Origin of the sequence: Citrobacter sp. CF971 (assembly GCF_006385635.1) — a bacterium.
Lineage (GTDB): Bacteria > Pseudomonadota > Gammaproteobacteria > Enterobacterales > Enterobacteriaceae > Citrobacter > Citrobacter freundii.
Map to the genome: position 1 here is coordinate 4877665 of NZ_CP041051.1, position 22440 is coordinate 4900104.

General features: G+C 53.2%; 23 protein-coding genes. 5 read left to right on the forward strand and 18 right to left on the reverse strand.

From position 1 onward, the window contains the following. Positions 1 to 5: 5 nt before the first annotated feature. The 4 genes from E6P06_RS27140 to E6P06_RS27155 form a co-directional block, all read right to left on the reverse strand. Positions 6 to 491, reverse strand: a complete 486-nt coding sequence (locus tag E6P06_RS27140; protein ID WP_003023959.1) for a PTS system mannose/fructose/N-acetylgalactosamine-transporter subunit IIB — start codon at positions 489 to 491, stop codon at positions 6 to 8. 12 nt (positions 492 to 503) lie between these two features. Further along, the gene (locus E6P06_RS27145; RefSeq protein ID WP_003840671.1) at positions 504 to 929 is read right to left on the reverse strand and encodes a PTS sugar transporter subunit IIA; all 426 of its coding nucleotides are present in this window, start codon (positions 927 to 929) and stop codon (positions 504 to 506) included. A gap of 211 nt (positions 930 to 1140) precedes the next feature. After that, complete coding sequence (gene dagR / locus E6P06_RS27150; RefSeq protein ID WP_139935878.1) at positions 1141 to 3939, reverse strand: transcriptional regulator DagR; 2799 nt, start codon at positions 3937 to 3939, stop codon at positions 1141 to 1143. A 90-nt stretch (positions 3940 to 4029) separates the two neighbouring features. Continuing rightward, on the reverse strand, positions 4030 to 4446 hold the full coding sequence (locus tag E6P06_RS27155) for a GNAT family N-acetyltransferase (protein ID WP_003023951.1): 417 nt from the start codon (positions 4444 to 4446) through the stop codon (positions 4030 to 4032). A gap of 130 nt (positions 4447 to 4576) precedes the next feature. Here E6P06_RS27155 and E6P06_RS27160 point away from each other — a divergent pair, with 130 nt between their 5' ends. Both E6P06_RS27160 and E6P06_RS27165 read left to right on the forward strand, forming a co-directional pair. Next, positions 4577 to 4870 carry a YicS family protein gene (locus E6P06_RS27160; RefSeq protein ID WP_003840665.1) on the forward strand — a complete coding sequence of 98 codons (294 nt, stop codon included), beginning with the start codon at positions 4577 to 4579 and terminating at the stop codon, positions 4868 to 4870. 94 nt (positions 4871 to 4964) lie between these two features. After that, a complete protein-coding gene (locus E6P06_RS27165) occupies positions 4965 to 6347 on the forward strand; it encodes a glycoside hydrolase family 1 protein (protein ID WP_139935879.1) in 1383 nt (460 codons plus the stop codon). 49 nt (positions 6348 to 6396) lie between these two features. Here E6P06_RS27165 and nepI read toward each other — a convergent pair whose 3' ends face one another. The 11 genes from nepI to rbsK form a co-directional block, all read right to left on the reverse strand. Further along, complete coding sequence (nepI, locus tag E6P06_RS27170; RefSeq protein WP_003840662.1) at positions 6397 to 7590, reverse strand: purine ribonucleoside efflux pump NepI; 1194 nt, start codon at positions 7588 to 7590, stop codon at positions 6397 to 6399. Positions 7591 to 7708: 118 nt separating this feature from the next. Next, a complete protein-coding gene (locus tag E6P06_RS27175) occupies positions 7709 to 8008 on the reverse strand; it encodes a helix-turn-helix domain-containing protein (RefSeq protein WP_049000676.1) in 300 nt (99 codons plus the stop codon). Continuing rightward, complete coding sequence (locus E6P06_RS27180; protein WP_049000674.1) at positions 7995 to 8357, reverse strand: type II toxin-antitoxin system RelE/ParE family toxin; 363 nt, start codon at positions 8355 to 8357, stop codon at positions 7995 to 7997. The genes E6P06_RS27175 and E6P06_RS27180 overlap by 14 nt, the downstream gene beginning before the upstream one ends. Before the next feature lie 100 nt (positions 8358 to 8457). Beyond that, a complete protein-coding gene (locus E6P06_RS27185) occupies positions 8458 to 8910 on the reverse strand; it encodes a DUF1198 family protein (protein ID WP_003023933.1) in 453 nt (150 codons plus the stop codon). Positions 8911 to 9035: 125 nt separating this feature from the next. Next, complete coding sequence (uhpT, locus tag E6P06_RS27190; protein WP_139935880.1) at positions 9036 to 10427, reverse strand: hexose-6-phosphate:phosphate antiporter; 1392 nt, start codon at positions 10425 to 10427, stop codon at positions 9036 to 9038. Positions 10428 to 10569: 142 nt separating this feature from the next. After that, positions 10570 to 11898 (reverse strand): MFS transporter, encoded by a 1329-nt coding sequence (locus E6P06_RS27195; protein ID WP_057101854.1) that lies wholly within the window; start codon positions 11896 to 11898, stop codon positions 10570 to 10572. A 9-nt stretch (positions 11899 to 11907) separates the two neighbouring features. Continuing rightward, a complete protein-coding gene (gene uhpB / locus E6P06_RS27200) occupies positions 11908 to 13410 on the reverse strand; it encodes a signal transduction histidine-protein kinase/phosphatase UhpB (protein WP_057101855.1) in 1503 nt (500 codons plus the stop codon). Beyond that, positions 13407 to 14000: a transcriptional regulator UhpA gene (uhpA, locus tag E6P06_RS27205; protein WP_003023923.1), complete on the reverse strand. Its 594-nt coding sequence runs from the start codon at positions 13998 to 14000 to the stop codon at positions 13407 to 13409. Before uhpA ends, uhpB begins: the two co-directional genes overlap by 4 nt. Before the next feature lie 153 nt (positions 14001 to 14153). After that, positions 14154 to 15167: an aldose 1-epimerase family protein gene (locus E6P06_RS27210; protein ID WP_049000670.1), complete on the reverse strand. Its 1014-nt coding sequence runs from the start codon at positions 15165 to 15167 to the stop codon at positions 14154 to 14156. 11 nt (positions 15168 to 15178) lie between these two features. Further along, positions 15179 to 16495, reverse strand: a complete 1317-nt coding sequence (gene fucP, locus E6P06_RS27215; protein ID WP_003023919.1) for an L-fucose:H+ symporter permease — start codon at positions 16493 to 16495, stop codon at positions 15179 to 15181. Between the two features lie 27 nt (positions 16496 to 16522). Then, positions 16523 to 17443: a ribokinase gene (gene rbsK / locus E6P06_RS27220; protein WP_003844463.1), complete on the reverse strand. Its 921-nt coding sequence runs from the start codon at positions 17441 to 17443 to the stop codon at positions 16523 to 16525. Positions 17444 to 17767: 324 nt separating this feature from the next. Between rbsK and E6P06_RS27225 the strand changes: the two genes are divergently transcribed. Continuing rightward, on the forward strand, positions 17768 to 18553 hold the full coding sequence (locus tag E6P06_RS27225; RefSeq protein WP_003023916.1) for a DeoR family transcriptional regulator: 786 nt from the start codon (positions 17768 to 17770) through the stop codon (positions 18551 to 18553). A gap of 1 nt (position 18554) precedes the next feature. Here E6P06_RS27225 and ilvN read toward each other — a convergent pair whose 3' ends face one another. The 3 genes from ilvN to ivbL all read right to left on the reverse strand — a co-directional run bounded on the left by ilvN (position 18555) and on the right by ivbL (position 20743). After that, entirely contained in the window at positions 18555 to 18845 is a 291-nt protein-coding gene (gene ilvN / locus E6P06_RS27230) for an acetolactate synthase small subunit (protein ID WP_003023914.1), read from the reverse strand. Positions 18846 to 18848: 3 nt separating this feature from the next. Then, positions 18849 to 20537 (reverse strand): acetolactate synthase large subunit, encoded by a 1689-nt coding sequence (gene ilvB / locus E6P06_RS27235; RefSeq protein WP_139935881.1) that lies wholly within the window; start codon positions 20535 to 20537, stop codon positions 18849 to 18851. Between the two features lie 107 nt (positions 20538 to 20644). Further along, positions 20645 to 20743: an ilvB operon leader peptide IvbL gene (gene ivbL / locus E6P06_RS27240; protein WP_003827118.1), complete on the reverse strand. Its 99-nt coding sequence runs from the start codon at positions 20741 to 20743 to the stop codon at positions 20645 to 20647. Positions 20744 to 21264: 521 nt separating this feature from the next. Between ivbL and tisB the strand changes: the two genes are divergently transcribed. Then, complete coding sequence (tisB, locus tag E6P06_RS27245; RefSeq protein ID WP_003840643.1) at positions 21265 to 21354, forward strand: type I toxin-antitoxin system toxin TisB; 90 nt, start codon at positions 21265 to 21267, stop codon at positions 21352 to 21354. Between the two features lie 123 nt (positions 21355 to 21477). Further along, positions 21478 to 22311 (forward strand): DMT family transporter, encoded by an 834-nt coding sequence (locus tag E6P06_RS27250; RefSeq protein WP_139935882.1) that lies wholly within the window; start codon positions 21478 to 21480, stop codon positions 22309 to 22311. Positions 22312 to 22440: the final 129 nt, after the last annotated feature.

Here is a 22440-nt window from a genome sequence, read left to right on the forward strand (position 1 = left end):
AAGAATTAGAATTTTTTCAGGATATCGTCCAGCGACTGAGGCTTATCTTCCGGGATAGTCTGGAAGAACACCTGAATCCCACGATTTTTCAGGTCGCTCAGAATGCCGACGTCTTTTTCATCCAGCGTAATGTTCTGGAATACCGCTTTGCGGTTTGGCCCACCGCCCAGCCCACCGACCTGAATGGTAGTGACGTCAAACCCCAACTGGACCGCTTCCTGAACCGCCGCCAGAGAAGGGAACAGCACCAGCACTTTGCCGTCACCAAGCTGGTTTTCTTTCCAGGCGGCAGCAAAACTTTGGTTACCGAAACAATCCACTTTGATGTTTGGCGGCGCGGCCATCAGGTAGATGTTTTTCATAAACGGATCGGCATCCAGCTCATCGCTAACCACCGCAATCCGGTTTGCCTGAGATTGCCCAACCCATTTGGTCACCACTTGTCCATGAATCAGACGGCTATCGATACGACATAAGACGATGTTTGCCATGATGTTTATTCCTTATTGTGATTGTTGTAATTGACGCACGTGGGCGACAACGTCCAGGCAACTGCTACGCCCGGCGTCGACCAGTTCAGCCACGCAGGTGGTCAACCGGCCATGCTCGCGTTTGTCGAGCGCCTCCAGCAGCAAAGAGGCGTTGAGCCCGGAAATAACAGCCACCGGATAATCGGCGCTCAGCCGCGCCGCCACGTTGGAGGTGGTGCCGCCAATAAAATCAGTCAGGATCAATGAGCCTTCCGGCATGGTTTTCACTACGGCTTCAACGCGCTGATAAAACTCGCCGAGCGTATCAACGGGCATCAGCGCAATTTCCGTCACGCCTTTGATTTCACCCATCACCATGCGCAGGCTGTTGCAAAGCTGTTGCCCCCAGCCGCCATGGGTCAGCAGCAGGATCTGGGGCAAGGATTCAGTGGTAGTCAAAATGGCCTCCTGGCTCGATTACATGAGACTTGCAATGCCTGATGGCGCTTCGCTTATCAGGCCTACGGCAAGTGCTTTGTAGGCCGGATAAGGCGTTTTATGCCGCCATCCGGCAAACTCATCAAAGTAAGAGCAAAGGCTGTGCCAGAATTTGTGTCACGCGGGGAAGAGAGGAGCGCTGGCGAGGCAGGAAGCCGCGCCAGTAAAGGGATTAGCTATACAGCAGTTCGTAGATATAAAAATACTCCGCGTCCGATAAGCGAATAGCATAGGCCTCTTCGATCGGCAGGAAAGCGGATTTAATGACACTAAACGCGCGATTATCCAGATCCGGCTTGTTCTCCAGCGCCATCTGTAACGGTTTGCGGTTAATCACGATACGCTCGACCATACAGCAGCAGTGGATCAGGAAGCGCAGTGTCACCTGACGGCTCGGTTTGAGCGAAAGCGCGGTGGTCAGATGATTCAGCACGCCTTCCATCTCTTTGAGAATACGCTGCGGGTTGAGCACCGAAATATGGTTAATGATGCTCTCCATAGTCAACGCGCTGATAAAGCGCATCGCGCTGCGCTCCATCTCCAGACGGCGTTCGCTGCTGGAGAGATCTGGCGTCAGCAGGCTGAGTACCAGCTCGGGGCCTTGCTCAGAGAACAGCTCCTCGAGCGAGATAAACGGAATATCCGGCAGTCCTGGCTGGAAAGTGCCCACTATTCCCGCCAGGCGTTCACTGGCGTTAATTGCCTGCTGAACACGCTCCAGGCTGCGAACTTCGTTGTAATCGAGGATCACCATCCGTGTATCCTGCGACATCAACTCACCGAAGCTCTCTTCCAGCACCTTTTTGATTTTTTCTGCCGTTCCCATCCCAGTGATGCAGGAGATAACCAGCACTTTACCGCTATTTTCCTGCTGCGGAGTACAGAGCTGACAGGGAATATTTTTGCTCTGCATCAACGCCGCCAGCTGCAGCAAGTCGCTGGTTTCGTAGCTTAAATCCAGCCCAATCTCCAGCAGGCTGGTGAGCGTGATATTGGGCATTAGCAGTACGTCTATCTGGAATAACTTACTGATCGTGCTGCCAAAATGGACCAGTGAACCAATATCCACCATCAGGATCAATCGGCGATATTGCCGGGTCTGGATCATCTGCGTAAGGGCTTCCAGCGTGTCATGCACCGACTGCTCGAAAGGCATATCGATAGCGCTGAACACCTCGCGCTCCAGCACGCGATTCACGTACTGCGCCTGACTTGTGGCGGTCGTCGCACCGTGGGCAATCAAAATCACCCCGCAGTCAGGACTGGCGTCAATCCGTTGGCGGTAATGGCGACACTCTTTGAGGAACAGGCACAGCCAGACCACCTCCGTCGCCGGACACTGAATATGCAGCAGTTCATTGATTTTTCGGCATAACAGCGTAGCGTTTTCGTATTCATCTTTGCAGCGATCGAGGATCAGGCTGGAAGAATAAAGTTGCGGAATAAGGCCGCGCTGCACATAGCCAATCAGCGCCAGGAAGTGTTTGCGCAGCGGGTTAACCAGATTGTCCGGCAGCGTAAAACCAAGCACCTGCTCAACACAGCCGATCAACAGCGTGACTCGCTCTTCAATCTGATCGCCATAGCGCGGAGGATGCGCCACGCTGTCGCGGCTGTAGAGACCATATTCAAATATCGAACTGAGCTTGTTTTTGAGGATTGCCAGCGTTTCGGCTGGCGGCACGTTGCTGTTACGCAGGTTGATATATTCGCGGGTCAGGAAGCTGTAGAAAAGATCGCTCTCTTCAATTTCGGCTCCGGTGGCCAGCGAATTTTTCAGCGCGGGCAGCGTGCGGGCATCGATGCTCAGGTGTTCTTTGCCTTCGAACAGCGCTCCAACCAACAGACGTTGTTCCGGCGTGGCGTTAAAGGGGATCTCGGTCAGACGTTTATCCAGTTGTAGCGTGTCGCTGTGCTCGGTCATCCCCGAGGCCCAGGCCTGGGCGCAGAGAAACTGAATGTCGCTCTTAAGCTGACCAATGTTGCCTTCCAGCGGCTTGTTCAGCAGCCAGAGCAGCAGGGTACGGTCGATGCTTATCGTACGCTCGATTTTGCGGCTCTCACGCTGTAAGAAGCCAACGATCAGTTCAACCTGCTCTTCCACTGAACGCTGGCGGATGCCGGGCAAATCGATACACACCTGAATACGTCGCTGGAAGGTACGCAGCAACGCCGAACTTACCGGTTCGGTGGTGGCGCAAATCAGACGCACCGAAATAGACCGCGCCACGGCGTTGGAACCCAGCGGCCGGTATTCGCCTTTGTCGAGAATAGAAAATAGCTTTTCCTGACCTTCATACGGCAGACGATGCACTTCGTCGAGCAGCAGATAGCCACCGTCGGCTTGCTCGACCAGACCGGGTTTATTTTCATTTGCGCCGGTAAATGCCCCCTGTCGATGACCAAACAGGTGCGAAGAAAGCAGCTCCGGGTTATGGGCGTATTCCGCGCAGTTAAAGTAAACCAGCGGCGGCGACGCTCCCACTGCGCGTTCGCAGGCAAAACGGTGCATCAGTTCGGCAAAAAAGGTTTTGCCGACGCCGGAGGGACCGGTCAGCAGAACGTGCAGCCCGTGGGGATACAGCACCGCCGCGCGGCCTTTTTCCACCGCGTCGCGCAGGCTGCGCTCGTAACCAATCAGGCCAGAAAAGGGATCGTCTGTCGCCTGGTTTTCCTGAACAGGTAACAGGTCGGCAACGGTTTGCACTTCGCGCTCGGACTCATCCAGTTTGCGTCCCAGCAGCGTTTCAATCGCCTGACGATGCAGAAAGAAGACAGGGCGTCCGCGGCTTTTAATCGCCAGGCCGTCGTTCCAGAGCTGATTGAGATCTTTACTGACCGAGTTGCGCGCCAGTCCGAGGTTAAAGCCGATAGCTTCCGCTGTGAACGCCGTTTCCTGCGCCAGATGGGCAAGATTCAGTCCTCGCGTCAGCCGTTCCAGCTCCCCCAGTATTATCTCAATCCGTCTCATCTCTTTACCGCTTAAGAAATAAATGATTGTTCAGAACATACACTATTCTGCTGCGCAAGAAAGTGAGGCGGCGTCCAGACCTTACGGTCATCAAAACGTTTTCGACAAATAATGCCGCGCGGAGCCGGTTTCCGGAAAGTTATCGAGGGTCATTTGCAGCTGATAGCCGTTTTTCTGATAAAACGGCAGCGCCTGGAAACTCATGGTATCCACCAATGCATGCAGGCATCCTCTCTCACGCGCTGTTTGCTCGGCAGCCTGCATCAATTTTGTGCCGTAACCGCCTTTGCGCAGCGAATCATGCATCCACAGGAAATCAATACACAGCCATTCGCCTTTGATTTTGCCAATCAGCCCGCCCAGAATTTCATTGCTTTCATCGCGCCAGTACACCGCCAGGTCGCCAAAATTGGTGGTTCTCAGGAACTGGCGGTTGTAGGCGCGCAATCCGGCAAGCAGGGCATTTTGATCGTCTTCGGTAATGGTATCTGTAATCTGTATTTGCATCCTATCCTCCTGAAAAACTACAACTTCTGGCTGATTATTTGTTTAGAAATTAACACAGGCTGATGAGTGAGACGCATGCCGTCTACACTTACTCTTGAGATGATGCGCATCGACAACAAGGATTATTATCATGAAACGAGCCGCTTTACCGCTTATTGCCATTCTTTTCACGCTGCCGGGTTTAGCGCAGGCCGATTCGGCTTACGGCTCTCTACAGTCCGTTCATGAAAAAAATACTGTATTGAAGGACTTACGCAAGATTTGCACCCCGCAGGGGTCGCCATCCGATGACGTGTGGGAAAAAACGATTATGTCTGATACACGTAATCAGCAGCATATCCGCGAGGCTATTCTGGCAATACAAAGAAATAACCAGAACAACTACTGGGAAGCACTTGGCAAAGTTGAATGCCCGGATTTATAAGCATCTTGTTGTAAAATGAGCGCTGTAACCGGTTTCTGTGTCGCAAAAACACGTATTGTTGCCAGAACGTATAAATAGCAATGGAGCAATAACAATGCGATACCGTTTTCCAGAAAACTTCTGGTGGGGCAGTGCCTGCTCGGCACTGCAAACCGAAGGGGATAGTCTGAACGGCGGCAAAAGCCAGACCACGTGGGACGTGTGGTTCGACCGTCAGCCAGGTCGTTTCCACCAGGGGGTTGGTCCGGCAAACACCTCAACCTTTTATCAGCACTGGAAACAGGACATCGCACTGCTCAAGCAGCTGAAGCACAACAGCTTCCGTACGTCTCTGAGCTGGTCACGCCTGATCCCGGACGGTACCGGCGAGGTGAATCCGGAAGCCGTCGAATTCTATAACAACGTCATCGACGAGCTGCTGGCGCAAGGCATTACGCCATTTTTCACCCTGTTCCACTTCGATATGCCAATGGTGATGCAGGAGAAAGGCGGCTGGGAAAACCGTGAGGTGGTTGAGGCGTTTGGCCGCTACGCGCAGACGTGTTTTACATTGTTCGGCAACCGGGTGAAGCACTGGTTCACCTTTAACGAGCCTATTGTCCCGGTGGAAGGCGGCTATCTGTATGACTTCCATTACCCAAACGTGGTGGATTTCAAACGCGCGGCCACCGTGGCGTATCACACTGTACTGGCGCATTCCACGGCGGTACGGGCGTATCGCGCCGGAAACTACGGCGGTGAGATCGGTGTGATCCTAAATCTGACGCCCTCTTATCCACGCTCTCAGCACCCGGCGGATGTGAAAGCCGCGCACCATGCGGATCTGCTGTTTAACCGCTGCTTCCTTGACCCGGTACTAAAAGGGGAATATCCGGCGGATCTGGTCGAATTGCTGAAAGAGTACGATCAGCTACCAACCTGTCAGCCAGGCGATAGTCAGCTCATCGCCGAGGGGAAAATCGACCTGCTCGGTATCAATTATTATCAGCCGCGTCGCGTGAAATGTCGTGATACTGCGGTCAATCCAAACGCGCCGTTTATGCCGGAGTGGCTGTTTGATTATTACGAAATGCCGGGGCGTAAAATGAACCCTTACCGTGGCTGGGAAATTTATGAGCCTGGTATTTACGATATTATTACTAATCTTCGTGATAATTACGGCAACCCGCGCTGCTTTATTTCTGAAAACGGTATGGGTGTGGAAAATGAGCAGCGTTTCGTTGAGCATGACCAGATCAACGACAGCTACCGCATTGAATTTGTTTCTGAGCATCTTAAATGGCTACATAAAGGCATCAGCGAAGGTTGTAATTGTCTTGGCTACCATATGTGGACTTTTATTGATAACTGGTCCTGGCTCAACGGATATAAAAACCGCTACGGTTTTGTCCAGTTAGATTTAGAAACGCAAAAACGTACGGTGAAAAAGAGCGGCGAATGGTTTGCCCATACTGCCGAAAACAATGGTTTTAATTAAAAAAAATAACCAGGATGCCGGATAGCAATCCGGCATACCGAGCTTTAGTTTATTGCATACCCTTTATGCGAACTTTTGCTGCCACCAGAAGCGCTGTCAGCAGCATCAGGCTGCCGGAAAGCATCAGGGGCGACAGCAGTCCGAGAGTATCGAGCGCATAGCCTCCCACCGCAGCCCCACAGGTATTGGCAAGCTGGATCACTGCGACCTGCACCGATCCGGCTTTTTCTGCCTGATCGGCAAGCGAGCGCGTGATCCACGTCGACCAGCCGACCGGTACCAGCGCAAACAACAGTCCCCAGATAATCGCAATCCCCGCCGCCACCACTTTGTCACTGCCCCACAGAATCAGGACCAGTGCACTGAGCGCCAGCACCAGTGGCGCACCGGCTAACGCCAGTTTGACCGAACGCTTCAAAATCATCGACGAAAGCGACGTACCAACAAAGCTGGCAATACCGAAGCTCAGCAGCACCAGCGTCAGGCCATCAACGTCAAAGCCCGCCAGATTCATATAGATCGGGCGAATATAGGTAAAGAAGGCGAACTGCCCGGCAAAGGACATGAAGATGGCAATCATCCCGGCCATCACCCCCGGTCTCTGCAACAGGCTGAACATGTTTTGTTTCTGATGCGAAGGCTCGCCAGGCAGCGAAGGCAACGCTCTCACCACCCAAATTGTGCACAGCACGCCCATCACCGCCGCCGCATTAAACACATTACGCCAGCCGATAATGCCGCCTAAAAAGCTCCCCAACGGCGCGGCAATCACCAGCGCGATGGAGACTGCGCCAAAAATAACCGACAGCGCCTTCGGCACCGTACGTGCAGGAACCAGACGCATGGTCAGCGACGCCGACATCGCCCAGAAACCGCCAAGTGCCAGACCGAGGCAGGCGCGGCCAACGAGCAGCAGCGAAAAAGAATTGGCAAAGGAAACCAGCAGACAGGAAAGCGTCAGCAGCACCGAAAACAGGATCACCACATAGCGACGATCGGTCGCCTGAATAATTTGCGTCACAAACAGGCTGGCGAACATGGCGACAAATGCCGTCACGGTCACCGATTGCCCCGCCACACCTTCAGAAATCCCCAGATCCTGCGCCATCGGCGTTAACAGGCTAACGGGCAGAAACTCAACGGTTATCAGGCAGGCAACGCAGAACGCCACGGCAAATACCGCCGACCAGTTAGGTCGGGAATTTGCCTCAGCGCGGGATTTTTGTTCAACAGCTTCACTCATTTTGTTACCTGCGTGGGGTTATTGTAGAAAAGTTACGCAGTGTAACATTAAATTTGTGACGTATTTAACGTTTCAGCAACTAGTTTCATTTAACAAAGAATATCTGTTACTCGGATTTTTAAAGATAGAACGCGACTCTTTTACCTGTAGGTAGCTTAACATCAATGCTAAGTTCACCACCCAGTGCCGTGACATAACGCTTGAGCGTCGACAGACGAGGATCGTTATCTGCCTGCTCCATTTTTGCGATTGTTGGCTGCTTAACACCCATTGCCGAGGCAAGTTCAGCCTGAGAGAGATTCAGTTCTTCCCTTAACATATTTAACGCAACCGCCTGACGTAGTATTTCTACTTTTTCGGTAATACGCTCCTGGCTTTCCGCGCTTTGTTTCGCCATCAATTCTTTAAGGGTAGCCATAATTTTCCTTACTTATTAGGTGATTTCGGTACTCAGCATCCGCAAGCCTGATCATCTCTTTATAGAATTTCTTTTCGTTTAACCCTGTTTTATCTCCAGCGCATAGCACGATGCCATGGCGAGAAGGATCAAACGCGAAGAACGCCCGAATCGGACTACCCTGATGCTGTACTCGCAACCCTTTCATATTTGAAAAAGCAGAAGCATTTACCGTATCAGCAAACGGCCTACCTAACTGAGGACCATACTCGGATAAAATCATCATTGCTGCGAGCATATCTTCCTTGAGCGCTTCGGTCTGTACGTCAAACCATTTATCGAAAGCATCCGTTGTTTCCACTTCCCACATCAACGATCCCTCATAGCTAATAAGCTATAGAGAAATTATAGCTTATTAGCTATTGAATCAATCGTTATTTGCATAATTTATTCGCCATCAGACCTGATTCTCAATGCAACCAATGCACACCATCTTCGGGCTGGAAAAAGGCGTTATAGCGCATTTGAAACGCATTAAGCTCCTGCATGTCCGGCTCCATTTCGCGCAAAAAACCGAGCGCCAGACGCACCTGCGCGTCGGTAATCGGCGCTGCCAGCCGAGCTTTTTGCAGCCAACGGTGCCACTGCAGCAGATTCGGCTCACTGCCGTCGACAATCACGATTTGCCAGATCAACAGCACCTGGGCCGCATTTTGCAGATGTGATTCATCAGGGCGGTGGAGGTACTGTAAAAAAGCCTCACCCTGTACTTTTCCCATCTGATCGATCATCGATTCTACTGGCACGACATCAATGTTCAGTCGCTCGCTCAGACGGCGAATTGCCCGCCGTGAACCGGACGTCAGCACCCGAAATCCCACCACAAAAACAACCACCAGGGTGGCCAACATTATCCAAATCATGCGCACATCCATTACCAGACAGGATGCCCATCATAGCGGCAAATTTATCGCTGTCGATGGATGAACGCCACGGCATAAAAAAGCCCGCCATTAAGGCGGGCAAAAGTTACCAATGCACACTTAACTTAAGCGACTTTCAATTGTTGAATCTTTTTCTCGCGGCGAATTCTACGTTCTTCAAACACGGCCACGATGGCCATCAGACAGATACAACCGATGGCGGCGGTGTCCAGCGCGGCGAAGGTTCCTGCCCAGCCGGTGAGGCCGAAAATCGGCGTGCCGTCGGCAATCATCCCCAGACCAAGCTTGGCGAAGCTGTCACCAATCAGATAAGCAAAGGTACCTTTAATCCCATCGGCTGCGCCGATCGCTTTTTTCGGTACAAATCCGACTGCCGCAACGCCGATTAACAGCTGCGGACCAAATACCAGGAAGCCCAGTGCAAACAGCGAAGCCAGATAAACGTACTGGTTGCTGGCGTGCTGATAAACGCCCAGGGTGGCGATAATCAACGCCAGCGCCACGCAGGCCACCAGCGCACGGCGACCATTCGCCAGGTCAGAGAGCCAGCCCCACAGCAGCGTGCCGACCAGCGCGCCCACTTCAAACAGGGTAAAGCCCTGAATCGCCACTTCTTTGGAGAGCTTTAGCTCCTGGAAAGCGTAGACAGTGGACCACTGGTCAATACCGATACGCACTACGTACAGGAAGATGTTCGAGAAACATAACAACCAGATCACTTTGTTTTTCAGCACGTACTCAACAAAGATCTGCCATTTCGTCATCTCGTTTTCTTCGGTCTCTTTGTCTTCTTCGCTGATCTCCTCGCCAAACAACTCTTCAGCTTTACCAAGACCATAAGATTCCGGGGAGTCACTGCCGTAGCGCAGGCCGATAAAACCAACAATCAGCGCGATAATCGACGGGAAGATAAACATCCCGATGACGTGACCGTCGAACAGATAGTTAGCGCCAAACAGCGCCACGCCTGCCGCACCAGCACCGCCGAGGTTGTGGGAGATGTTCCACATACCGAGGTAAGAGCCCCGCTTGCGACGCGGCGTCCATTTGGTGATGGTGGAATAGCTACACGAGCCGCCGGTGCTCTGGAAGAAACCACTCAGCGCATAGAAGGCAATCATCAGGAACAGGCTGGTTGAACCCGCGCCCATGCTGGCGCTGAAGCCGAGCATACAGATGGCAGAGAGGATCAGCATAAACGGCAGGAACTGCTTGGTGTTTTTGCCGTCCGCGTAGTAGGAAACCAGCGTTTTTCCCACGCCGTAGGTGATGGAGAAGCCCAGGCCAATCATCCCCAGTTGCGTCATGCTCAGCCCGTAGGTGGAGATCATGTCGTTCTGCGCGATGTTGAAGTTTTTGCGGATCAGGTACATGGTCAGGTAGCCGATAAATACCACCAGATAGGACTGCATGAACGGTTTGAACCACATTTTGCGCCGCACATCGAGCGGCAGATCCAGGGTCGGCTTGCGCACCTGGTTGAGAAAGGCCAGCATTTGACACTCCCGAGCTAATTTTTATACCTGCGAATAGCAGGCATTGTAAAAATCAGCCGGGAGACGTGCCTGAGACAGCGTCCAGGTGAAACCGGGAAAATTTCTTAGTTTTGCCCCACTCAGGGCAAAAAGGTGAGGTGCATCACGCTTCGTTGAGATCGCGCGGAGCCTGGGCGTTTAAAAACGGCAGGAGCAGCAGCGCGGAAATCCCCGCCGCAATGGCGATCACCACAAAAAACCCGGTCCAGTGCCAGACCTCCATCACCTTCGCCAGCGGCCAGCCGGAGAGCGATGCCCCCAGATAGGCAAACAGACCAACAAAACCGGTTGCTGCACCTGCCGCCTCTTTGTGCGAACACTCCGCTGCCGCCATGCCGATCAGCATCTGCGGGCCGAAGACGAAGAATCCGGTCGTGAAGAAGCACGCTGCCTGCATCACGTAGCTGGCGAACGGCATCAGCCACAGCGAACCAACGGAGAGCAAAATTCCGGCGGCAAAAATCAGGTTCATTGGACCGCGGTTGCCGTTAAACAGCTTGTCCGAGCCCCACCCCGCCACCAGCGCACCGACAAATCCACCCAGTTCGAACATGGTCACGGCGGTATTGGCAGTCACCAGATCCACGCCGAGCGTCTCAGACATGTACAGATTGCCCCAGTCATTAATCGCTGCACGGACCACGTACACCAGCACATAACACAGTGACAACAGCCAGATATAAGGATTCAGCAGCACATAGCGGGTGAGGATCTCTTTGCGGCTCAGCCCTGCACCTTCCTGCTGCTGAGCAATTTCCAGCTCATCATGCCGCCAGTCGCCAATCGGCGGCAGACCAATCGCCTGCGGCCTGTCGCGCAGCCGCCAGCAAAGGAAAATACCGACCACAATCGCCAGCAACCCGGCAATCATCATCCCGGCGCGCCAGCCGTAGTGCAGCGCTGTCGCCGCCATCACGATAGGGATCAGCGCCCCGCCGACGTTGTGCGCGGTATTCCACAGCGCCCACCAGCCGCCGCGCTCGGTACGCGAATACCACGCGGTCAATAAACGCGCGCAGACCGGCGACCCCCAGCCCTGGAAAAAGGCGTTCAGCGCCCACAGCACCGCAAAGGCCCACAGTGAGGTAGAGAATCCAAACAGAATGTTCACCACGCCGGTGGCGATCAGCCCGATGCCCATAAAATAGCGGGCGTTGGAGCGGTCGCTGACGATACCGGAAACAAACTTCGACAGGCCGTAGGTGATGTAAAACAGCGTCGCCAGTAGCCCAATATCGCTGCGGGTCAGCACGCCGCTGGTGAGGATATCCGGTACGGCGGCATTGAAGCTTTTGCGTGTGAAATAGAACAGTGCGTAGCCGAGCCAGATAGTGGTCAGAATATGCCGCCGCCAATAGCGATAGCGGGCATCCACTTCCTGCTTGTCGGTGATGAGCGGCGCATTGGCCGGGGCTTTTAAAAACGCAAACATGGCCGCTCCTTACACATAACGTTGAGGCAGTGACACGCTGACCCGCGTGCCGTGCGTACAGGAAATCGACAGCGATCCTCCGAGGGCGCTAATCCGTTCACGCATCCCGGTGAGGCCAAATCCATGCTGACTCGACCCCGGCGGCAGGCCGCTGCCGTCGTCCTCAATCACCAGCATCAGCCGTTCATCCTGTTGCCAGCCCTGAAGCGTCACCGCGCTGGCGTCGGCGTGCTTAACGATGTTGTTCAGTCCTTCCTGACAGACGCGAAACAGCGTCACCCGCTGGCTTTCGCTGAGTGCAGATTCGTCAATTCGCCAGTCCAGATGGCTGACGATGCCGCGGCTTTCCAGTTCCATTTCGCGCATCAATGAGCGGATGGCCTGTTCCAGCGTGAGATCGTCCAACTGGCGTGGTCGCAGGCGGCCTAACAGGCGACGCACCGAATCGTACACGCCGAGAGAAAGTTGTTCGATGTGTGCCCCGCTACGCTTCACCCCTGCGTTTTCCGGCGCCAGGCGCTGGACAATACCCGCCTGGGTACGAATGGCAGTGATGGTTTGGCCGATATCATCATGCAGTTCGCGCGCCACGTCCCGGCGCACGCTCTCTTCGGTCTCCAGCAGGCGTTCAGCCAGACGATGGTTGCGCGCTAATTCGTTTTGCAGCGACTGGTTAAGCTCACGCAGACGCTGAATGCCCGCGCCGAGCAGCAGCCCGGTCAGGCTTTGCACCAGCAGCGAGAGCAACAGGTCGACGGGATGATCGTGCCAGGTCTGGCTGGCAATCAGCGCGATGGCGTTCATCAGCGTCGCAATCAGCGCCCCCTGCCAGCCGTAGTGCCAGGCCAGCGCAATGATCGGCAACGCGAGGCAAAACGGCGTGAAGCGCGAAAGCTCGGCGGGTAAACCGAGCTGTAGCCACAGGCTGACGCTAAACAGCAGCAGGTACCAGACCAGATGCCGCCCGCGCCAGTTCACCGGCTGCGACACCACCGCAGGGCCCAGCGGCAACCAGGTGGTGCTGGTCAGATAGTGCCAGAACACCAGACAGATCGGCGCCAGCGTTAATCCGCCGGTGAGCGTCAGCAGCAGCGCGTTCCATGCCTCTTCACCCTGCCCAAGCCAGGGCAGCGATTGCAGCAATGCCGCCGCCGTAAGCGCCGCGCCCTGCAACAGCAGCGTACGCCAGTCACGCTGGTGGCGGTATCGCGATATCAGCATCACCGGGAGTAACGTGAGGAAGCTGCCGATCATCAAAAGTGGCAAATGGGCCAGCACCACTTCCTGTGCCAACCAGAAAAGAAGCAGCCATTCCGCGCCCAACAGCACCGGCCAGTAGTCACGTGGACATTGCAGCATCAGCCCCAGACGCAGGCCAAACGGAAACAACAGTACCGCCAGCTCCGGGCGCTCAACCAGATGCAGGCTGATGCTCCACAGGCAAAACCACGCGGCAGAGAAGATAAAGAAGCAGGCAACAACGGTGATTAACCGGGAACAGAGCGTGTTCATTGCCAGCCGTCAAACATCCGGCGGGCCAGTTCGACGTCGTTACTGACGCCCAGCTTTTCCATCAGGTTGGCGCGATGCACGTGCACCGTTTTCGGCGACAGACCCAGTTCAGCAGCAATCTCTTTCACCGCCATACCTTGTGCCAGTTTTTCCGCTACCTGACGTTCGCGTTTGGTGAGCGGATCCTGACGACCAGCCGCCAGTTTGACGGCGATGTCCGGCGTCAGGTAACAGCCGCCGGTCGCAACGGTATGCACCGCTGCGATCAGCTCATCCGGGCTACAGCGTTTAGAAAGGAAACCACGCGCGCCCGCGTTGAGCGCCTGCTCCACCAGCGCCGGGCTGTCGTGGACGGAGAGCATGATAATCGCCATTCCTTTTGGTAACTGGCTTAACAGTTCAAGACCGGAGATATCTGGCATCGAGATATCACAGATACAGACCTGCACGCCGCGTCCCGGTAATCCCGCCAGCGCCTCACTGCCTGAGCCAAACTCAGCCACCACCTGCAAATCAGGTTCCAGCCCCAGCAGTTGAGCAAAGCCGGAGCGGACGATAAGGTGGTCGTCAATAAGGGCAACGGTAATCATGGGTTCATCCTGGCGCTAAGACATGCCTGATGGCGCTGCGCTTATCAGGCCTACGGGCAGGTGCCGTTGTAGGCCGGATAAGGCATTAATACCGCCAACCGGCAAAAGCGCTTACCTTAACGATAAGTGCTTTGCTGTTCAAGCCTTGAGCGATCAGGCTATGCCCGTTGTGACGGTAAATGTGCGGGTGTGTTTCGGTTCTATCTGAATCAACGTCCCGTTTCGTTCCGCCGCCAGGAAGCCTTCAGGTCGACAAGTCGCGGGTAGGGCGAAGGCTGCCACCTGCTGATCGCCGTTATAGAGGATCCAACGGGTGACATAATTCAGCTCCGCGCTGGAGAAACGCGTCACGAACGTGGTGCCATCAGGTGCGATCATGCTAAATTCAGGCTTATCTGTGTATCTATCCAGTTGGTCAGCAAAGAAAACGATTTCCGGATCGTAAAAATCGGGTTCATTAAGGCGCGCCAGCGAAGCCTCACCCTGAATAATCCGCTGATTAAACGCCAGCCACTGCTCGGTAGGCTTAACATGTGCGGGTACCGATTCACGCAGCGTTATGGCTTCATCCGGGATATTCTGGCTGAAGGTCGCTTCCGGGACGTAGGCATAGTTCATATGGCACATGTACTGCAAAGGCATTGCCACTGAGGCGAGGTTAGTGACCGCCATCTGAATATCAAACAGCGCGCTCGCCTTACGCATAACCACCGCAGGATACGCCTGATAATGATGACCGAACCCCATCACATACTCGTAGCATCCGCTCACGCGTAAATTCTCGCCTTCCAACTCCAGCCAGGCCTCATCCATCGCAGCACAGGCCATTTCACCATGCAGCGGGTGAGAATCCTCCGGCGACGGGCAGCCATTAGCCAATAACCCCGAGTGGAAAGCAAAGCAGCCGTAGGTCGCGACCACTTCTGCAGCCGGTTTTGGCTGACTGAACATGTTGCGCATGGTCAGATCATGCCCGTCAAACTGCGCATCCCAGATCATCTGCCCCATCCAGGGCAGAATAACCAGATGTCCACGACTGTTTTCTATCTTCAGCCCTTCCACTCCGCTGGCGTAACGAAACGCGGTAACCGTGAAATCGCTATTTTTCAGTAAGATTCGCGGATGCTCTGCAAAGAGTTCCCGCCACAGCGTGATACGTGTTGTCATGATCGTTCTCCTCAGGAAACCGTCGCTTCAGCCAGATTGTTGCGTACTTTGCTCTCACGCCAGAAGTAGATTCCGACGTACACGAAGCACAACATAGAAACCAGGAACGAAAGTTGCAGCGAGTGGAACATATCAGCCACATAGCCCTGAATTGCCGGAACCACCGCCGCACCGACAATCGCCATGACAATGACAGCTCCCGCCATTTCAGTATGCTCGTTATCCACGGTATCCAGCGTACCGGCGTAGATTGTCGCCCAGCAGGGTCCAAACAGGACGCTCACCAGCACGGCGACGTACACGGCACTGAAGCTTGGCGCCAGCGCAACATAGACGAGGAACAGCGCGCCAATGATGGAGTATAGGATCAGCACTTTTTCCGGATTGAAGCGCGTCATCAATATGTTGGCGATAAACTTCCCGATAAAGAAGCAGGCAAAGCTATAGACCATGAAGGTTGAGGCATCACGCTCGTTGATATCACCCAATTCCAGTGCCAGACGGATAGTGAATGACCACACCGCAACCTGCATCCCCACATACAGGAACTGCGCAACAATCCCACGGCGGAAACGGGCATTGCTGGCCAGATAACGCAGCGTATCCATCGCTGACGGACGCTTATGACTCGCCGTTTGCGCGACTTTGCAGGTCGGGAAGCGGGTCAGCAGGAACAACACCATCACCACAACCAGTACCATAATCATGTACTTGTAAGGCTCAAGGGTATTTTCCAGCATCAACACTTTAAAGTTGTGGATCTGTTCCGCGTTCATCCCAGCCATCTGTTTTTCCAGACTCTCACCTTCAGAGAAGACCAGATATTTGCCCAGCAGAATACCGGCGGCGGCGCCAATGGGGTAAAAGGTCTGGCTGATGTTCAGGCGTAAAGTGGCATACGCTTTTGGGCCGATCATGGAGCTGTAGGTATTAGCTGCCGTTTCCAGGAAGCTCAGGCCAATCGCAATCGCAAAAATTGCCGCGAGGAACATGGTGTAGGTGGCCATGTGCGATGCCGGGAAAAAGAGCGTACAGCCAACAATATATAGCGTCAGCCCCATTAAGATGGCAATTTTATAGCTGGTCTTTTTAATCACCAAAGATGCAGGAATCGCAATTAAAAAATATCCGCCATAAAAGGCACTCTGCACTAATGCCGAGGCAAAGTTGCTGAGTGAAAATACGCTTTTGAATTGCGTAATCAGAATATCATTTAATGCGGCTGCGCATCCCCATAATGGGAATAAACAGGATAACAAAATAAACTGGAACAGAGGTGTCTTATTCAGATAGCCGTCGGGCATCTGAATGATGTTTTTATCGTTCATAGTGCTACCTTTTACAATGCAGGAGTATTATTCGTTTAAGGTAAGAAACTCATTAAATTGTTCGATGCTTGGATAAGATGATTGAGTGCCTTTCCCGGTAACGCTAAATGCAGCGAAGAGAACGGCTTTTTTCATGGCGGCTTCGACATCACCGCTTTGAACGTAATAATGGGCAAAACAACCGATGAAAGCGTCGCCTGCGCCACTGGTATCGACAGCGTTCACTTTAAACGCCGGAACATGGACTTCCTGGTCACGCGTCATCCACAACGCACCTTTCTCACCCATGGTGACGATAATATTGTTCAAACCTTTATCAACCAGAGAACGTGCCGCTGCGCGAATATGGTCATAAGTATCCACTGGCATACCGGTTAATATTTCCAGCTCGGTTTCGTTCGGCACAAAAAAATCACATTTACAGGCATAAGACATATCTAATTCCCGTAATGCAGGGGCGGGATTTAGTAACACTTCGATACCGTGTTTTTTGCCAAATTCAATCGCGTGATAAACGGTTTCCAGCTGCACTTCCAGTTGCAGGACAATAAGCTGACATTTTTTCAGATCTTCCGCCGCACGATCGATATCTTCCGGGGAGAGAAATTTGTTCGCTCCTTTAATAATCAGAATACTGTTGCTGGAGTTCGCATTAACAAAGATCGGTGCGACACCGCTGCTGGTGCAGGGTACCTTTTCGACATAGGTGGTATTAATCCCCCAGGATTCGAGATTGCGAATAGTGTTATCCGCAAAAATATCATCACCGACTTTTGTCAGCATCAGTACTTTGGAATTGAGCTTAGCAGCCGCAACGGCCTGATTTGCGCCTTTGCCCCCGCAGCCAATTTTGAACGCCGGCGCTTCCAGCGTTTCCCCTTCTTTGGGCATCTGGTTGATGTAGGTGATGAGATCCACCATGTTGGAGCCAATAACCGCGATATCCATTTTACTACCTCTCAGAAACAATCACACTATAATGATATTAAAATAACATTATCATGTTACTTTCGTATCATTTGTGACTAGGATCGCGATTGGAAGATCATTTTATTGTTTATTTATTACGCTAAATGTTGCGACCCCATCACACTACAAATAACGAAGTTGCTTACAATTGACTGAAAGTTAACTGGATATAATCAATAAAACGTGAAAAAACACGCTTTTATTTCCGAATAGTCAGACGTATAGTAATGCGGCAATGCCATGTTCTCAGAAACACAAAAATGTTACTGAAGGAACATGGGAACATGATTCGTGGAGAAGCACATGGAAACTAAGCAAAAAGAACGTATTCGACGTCTGATGGAATTGTTGAAGAAGACCGACCGAATCCATCTGAAAGAGGCGGCACGAATGCTGGAAGTTTCCGTGATGACTATTCGTCGGGATCTCAGTCAGGATGACGAGCCGTTACCGCTTACGCTGCTCGGTGGTTACATTGTGATGGTGAACAAGCCCGCCGCCATCGTTAATGCCCCAGTGCCTGCGCAAAAACAGTATCACCGCGACGATTTACCGGTTGCCATTCTGGCCGCGGGACTGGTAAGTGAAAATGATCTGGTCTTTTTTGATAATGGTGCGGAAATGCCGTTGGTGGTCAGCATGATCCCGGATGATATTTCCTTTACCGGAATTTGCTACTCGCACCGGGTATTCGTGGCGCTAAATGAAAAACCCAACGCCACGGTGATTCTTTGCGGAGGCACCTATCGGGCGAAAAGTGACGCCTTTTACGATACCAGCACCCCCTCTCCGCTGGATGCGCTCAACCCACGAAAAGTATTCATCTCCGCCAGCGGCGTCCATGAGCATTTCGGCGTTAGCTGGTTCAATCCGGACGATCTAGCCACAAAACGCAAAGCAATGGAACGCGGATTACGCAAAATTCTGCTGACGCGCCACGCCCTGTTCGATGAGGTCGCCCCCGCCAGCATTGGTCCACTCTCCACCTTTGACGTACTGATAAGCGACCGTCCGTTACCGGCAGATTACGCAACCCACTGCCGGAACGGCTCTGTCAAAGTGATCACCCCGGATTCAGACGGCGACTAACTCACTCAAAGAACACGGTGATTTTGTTAAACATCGACGGATCGGACTGATTGCGGGCCACTTTCACCACATCTTCAAGCTTGTCGATCTGGCTTATCATCTGCTCAAGACGTTGATCGTCGTTGACCAGTAGCCAGATGCGGCTCTTATCGCTGTCCTGAATCGGTAGACAGAGGATGCCTTCTACGTTGAACGCACGACGGGCGAACAGGCCGCAAACGTGAGTCATTACGCCCGGATGGTTACGTACGGTGAGTTCCAGGATTACGTTGTCATGAGTCTGCTGTTGCATGGCTTATTCCCCCACCATTTCTGTGTTTGCCGCACCCGGCGGCACCATCGGGTACACTTTTTCTTCGGCATCGATGCGCACGTGGATCAGCGCAGGTCCAGGGCGATTAATAATCTCCTGCAACGCTGCCTGTGGGTCCGCTTCGTTATTCAGATCGCAGGTTTCGAGACCAAACCCGGCAGCTATCTGCATAAAGTTAATCATCCCCGGATAGGTCGCGGCAAAAACACCCTGCTTATAGAACAGACTCTGCTGTTGATATACAAGACCTAACGCTTCGTTATTCATCAGAATGATTTTAATATCCAGCTGATTTTCGCTGGCGGTCGCCATTTCCTGAATATTCATCATCAGGCTGCCATCGCCGGAGAAGCACAGCACTTTTTTGTCTGGGTTAGCCAGGGCCGCACCAATCGCCGCAGGCAGGCCAAAGCCCATGGTTCCCAGACCGCCGGAGGTCAGCCACTGGCGCGGACGATTCAGCGGGTAAGCCTGTGCCGCCCACATCTGATGCTGGCCTACGTCGGTGGTGATAATGGCGCTGTCGTCTACGCAGGCAGCCACGGCGTTGATCAATCCATAGTGGCTGAGCGGATTTTTTTCCTGGGGGATCGTGCATGGAAATTCTTGCTGCAGGTCAGACACCAGTTGATGCCACTCTTCACGCGGCTGCGCTTCAATCTGCGGGATCAATTGTGCCAGAACCTCATCGACATCTGCCTGGATCGCCACGTGCGGCTGTTTGATTTTACCCAGCTCCGCGCGGTCAATATCCACGTGAATGATTTTGGCATTCGGGCAGAACTGTTCGGTTTTACCAATCGCCCGGTCATCAAAACGTGCGCCCAGAACAATCAGTAAATCCGCTTCTTGCAGAATAAAGTTGGTGCTGCGTGCGCCATGCATGCCCAGCATGCCTAACGACAGCGGATGCGCTTTTGGCAGCATGCCGAGCGCCATCAACGTCATGGTGGTAGGCAGTTTTGCTTTTTCGGCCAGTTCACGCACCCTCTCAGGCGCATTAATTACGCCGCCGCCGAGATACAGCACCGGGCGTTTAGCGGCGTTAATCATAGCTGCAGCATCGCGAATGCTGTCCTGGCTGAACGCTGGTGCCGCTATTTTCTGAGCGGGTTCCGGCATATCTTCGATTTCAAAAACGGCGGTTTGAATATCCTTAGGAATGTCTATCCACACCGGGCCTGGACGTCCGGACTGCGCAATGCGGAACGCATCGCTCATGACCTGCGGTAATTCACTGATATGGCGGACCAGATAGTTATGCTTAGTGATGGGGATAGAGATGCCGTAGGTGTCGACTTCCTGGAAAGCGTCGGTGCCGATCATTGAGGCCGGAACCTGCCCGGTGATACACACCAGCGGGATGGAATCCAGACGCGCATCGGCAATGGCGGTTACCAGGTTGGTTGCGCCCGGTCCGCTACAGGCCATACACACAGCGGGTTTGCCATCGGTTCTCGCCATTCCCTGCGCGATAAACCCCGCGCCCTGCTCGTGGCGCGCCAGGATATGACGGATTTGTGTGCTTTGGCTTAAGGCGTCATAGACGGGAAGAATCGAGCCGCCTGGAATACCGGTGACGACCTGAATCCCCTGACGTTCCAGGAAATGAACGATGAATTCTGCGCCCGTAAAACGCGTACGCTTGGATGTTATGCCCGAACTTGCCATGCTCCAGTCCTTTTATTCTGGGCCTTTGCTCCGGGCAGGTCTCTGAAACGAAAAACCCCGCCCGGTTTGCGCCGGCGGGGTTTTGGAATCGTGTGTTGATTCGGACCCTACGGCGCATTGCCGACGACCACCACCACACGCACGACGACCGCTGCGCGAGATGGCGCAGTTTTTAGTAGGGTCGCAGTCAGCATGGAAGGGTTCATTAGGGACCTGTCTGTTTGTTGATTAACTGGATTTATACAAACACAGGTTTTTCAGCGTGACAATGGAAAAATTTTCATCTGCACAAAAATGCTTCAACGATCACATTTAATTGTATGTCGTGCAAAAACAAAAAACCCCGCCGGAGCGAGGTTTTTTCAGCGTTGTGCGGTTGGTAGCCGCCGAACACACTGTGTTATGTCAACGAAAAAAGTATACGCGTTCTACGAAGAACACGCAATTTCGGCACGAATTTTGATGTTTTTGAGTATGGAACATGAATAGCGTAACGTCCATAAAATACTGTTAATTTATACAGTATTTATCTATAATGTCTCGGTACGCAATGTGTTATGCGGGGGCCGCATCGTAAACCGGCGCATCAAAGTCCTGGCTGAAACGGGTGGTGCCGTCAGCGCCTTAACCCCCGCGTGAGCACACTGTGTTATGTCAACAAAGGTGCTGGCAACAGGCAGCGGCGAGGTACGTCAGCACCGTGCTCCTTGTACCAAAAGGAGAGCGTATGAGCCTCGTGGATATCGCTATTCTTATCCTCAAACTCATTGTTGCAGCACTGCAACTCCTTGATGCCGTTCTGAAATACATTAAGTAATTCAGATTCAAGTCGCACCTAAGGGGGGCGGATAACACTCCGCTCCCCTTTCACCTTCTCCCTGGTGCTTGTATCGCGTCAATATGTTACGTTTTTATGACATCCTCAGGGAAGAATTCCGCCATGACGCTTTCTGTTTTCTGCATTTTGCTGTTCGCCGCACTGCTGCATGCCAGCTGGAATGCCATCGTAAAAGCGGGAAACGACAAGCTGTACTCGGCGATCAGCGTCAGCGGAACCGCTGCGATTATGGCGCTGATTTGTTTACCCTTTGCGCCGCAACCCTCTGCCGCCAGCCTGCCGTTTTTGGCTGTCTCAACCGCATTACAGGTGGTCTATACCGTCCTGGTCGCTAAAACCTATCAGGTTTCGGATATGAGCCAGACCTATCCTCTGATGCGCGGCACAGCGCCACTGCTGGTCGCGATTATCAGCGTCCTGTTTCTTGGCGATAGCCTTTCGCTACTCGCCTGGGTGGGGATTGCCACCATCTGTCTGGCTATTCTCGGGATGGCATTTAGCGGACGCAGCGGTTCGCAACGCGGGATTATCCTGGCGCTCATTAACGCCTGCTTTATCGCCGGTTATACGCTGGTTGATGGCACCGGCGTACGTTTATCAGAAACCACGCTGGGCTACACGCTGTGGACCTTCTTTCTGAACGGCTCCTGCCTGCTGGGCTGGGCGATGATCGCCAGACGCCGGGAAGCGTCGCGCTATCTGGTACAGCAGTGGAAGAAAGGTATTCTTGGCGGCATTGGCACAATGGGTTCTTACGGCCTGGCGCTGTGGGCCATGACCCAGGCTCCGTTGGCGGTAGTCGCGGCGCTGCGTGAAACCTCTATCCTGTTTGGCGCGCTGCTCGCGTGGCTGCTACTGAAAGAGAAGGTTGCCGGAATACGTCTTGTCGCGGCAGCAGGTATTGCCGTAGGCGCAGTTTTACTACGCTTATCATGATCGCGTTGTAAACCCGATGCAATCCGGCAACATTTGTTGCCGCTTTTTGTTTACATTTCCTGCCGTCCATCACATAAACATTCCAGCCCACTATCTGGCCTTCTTTTTCTGTTGTGGTAGATTCCACGC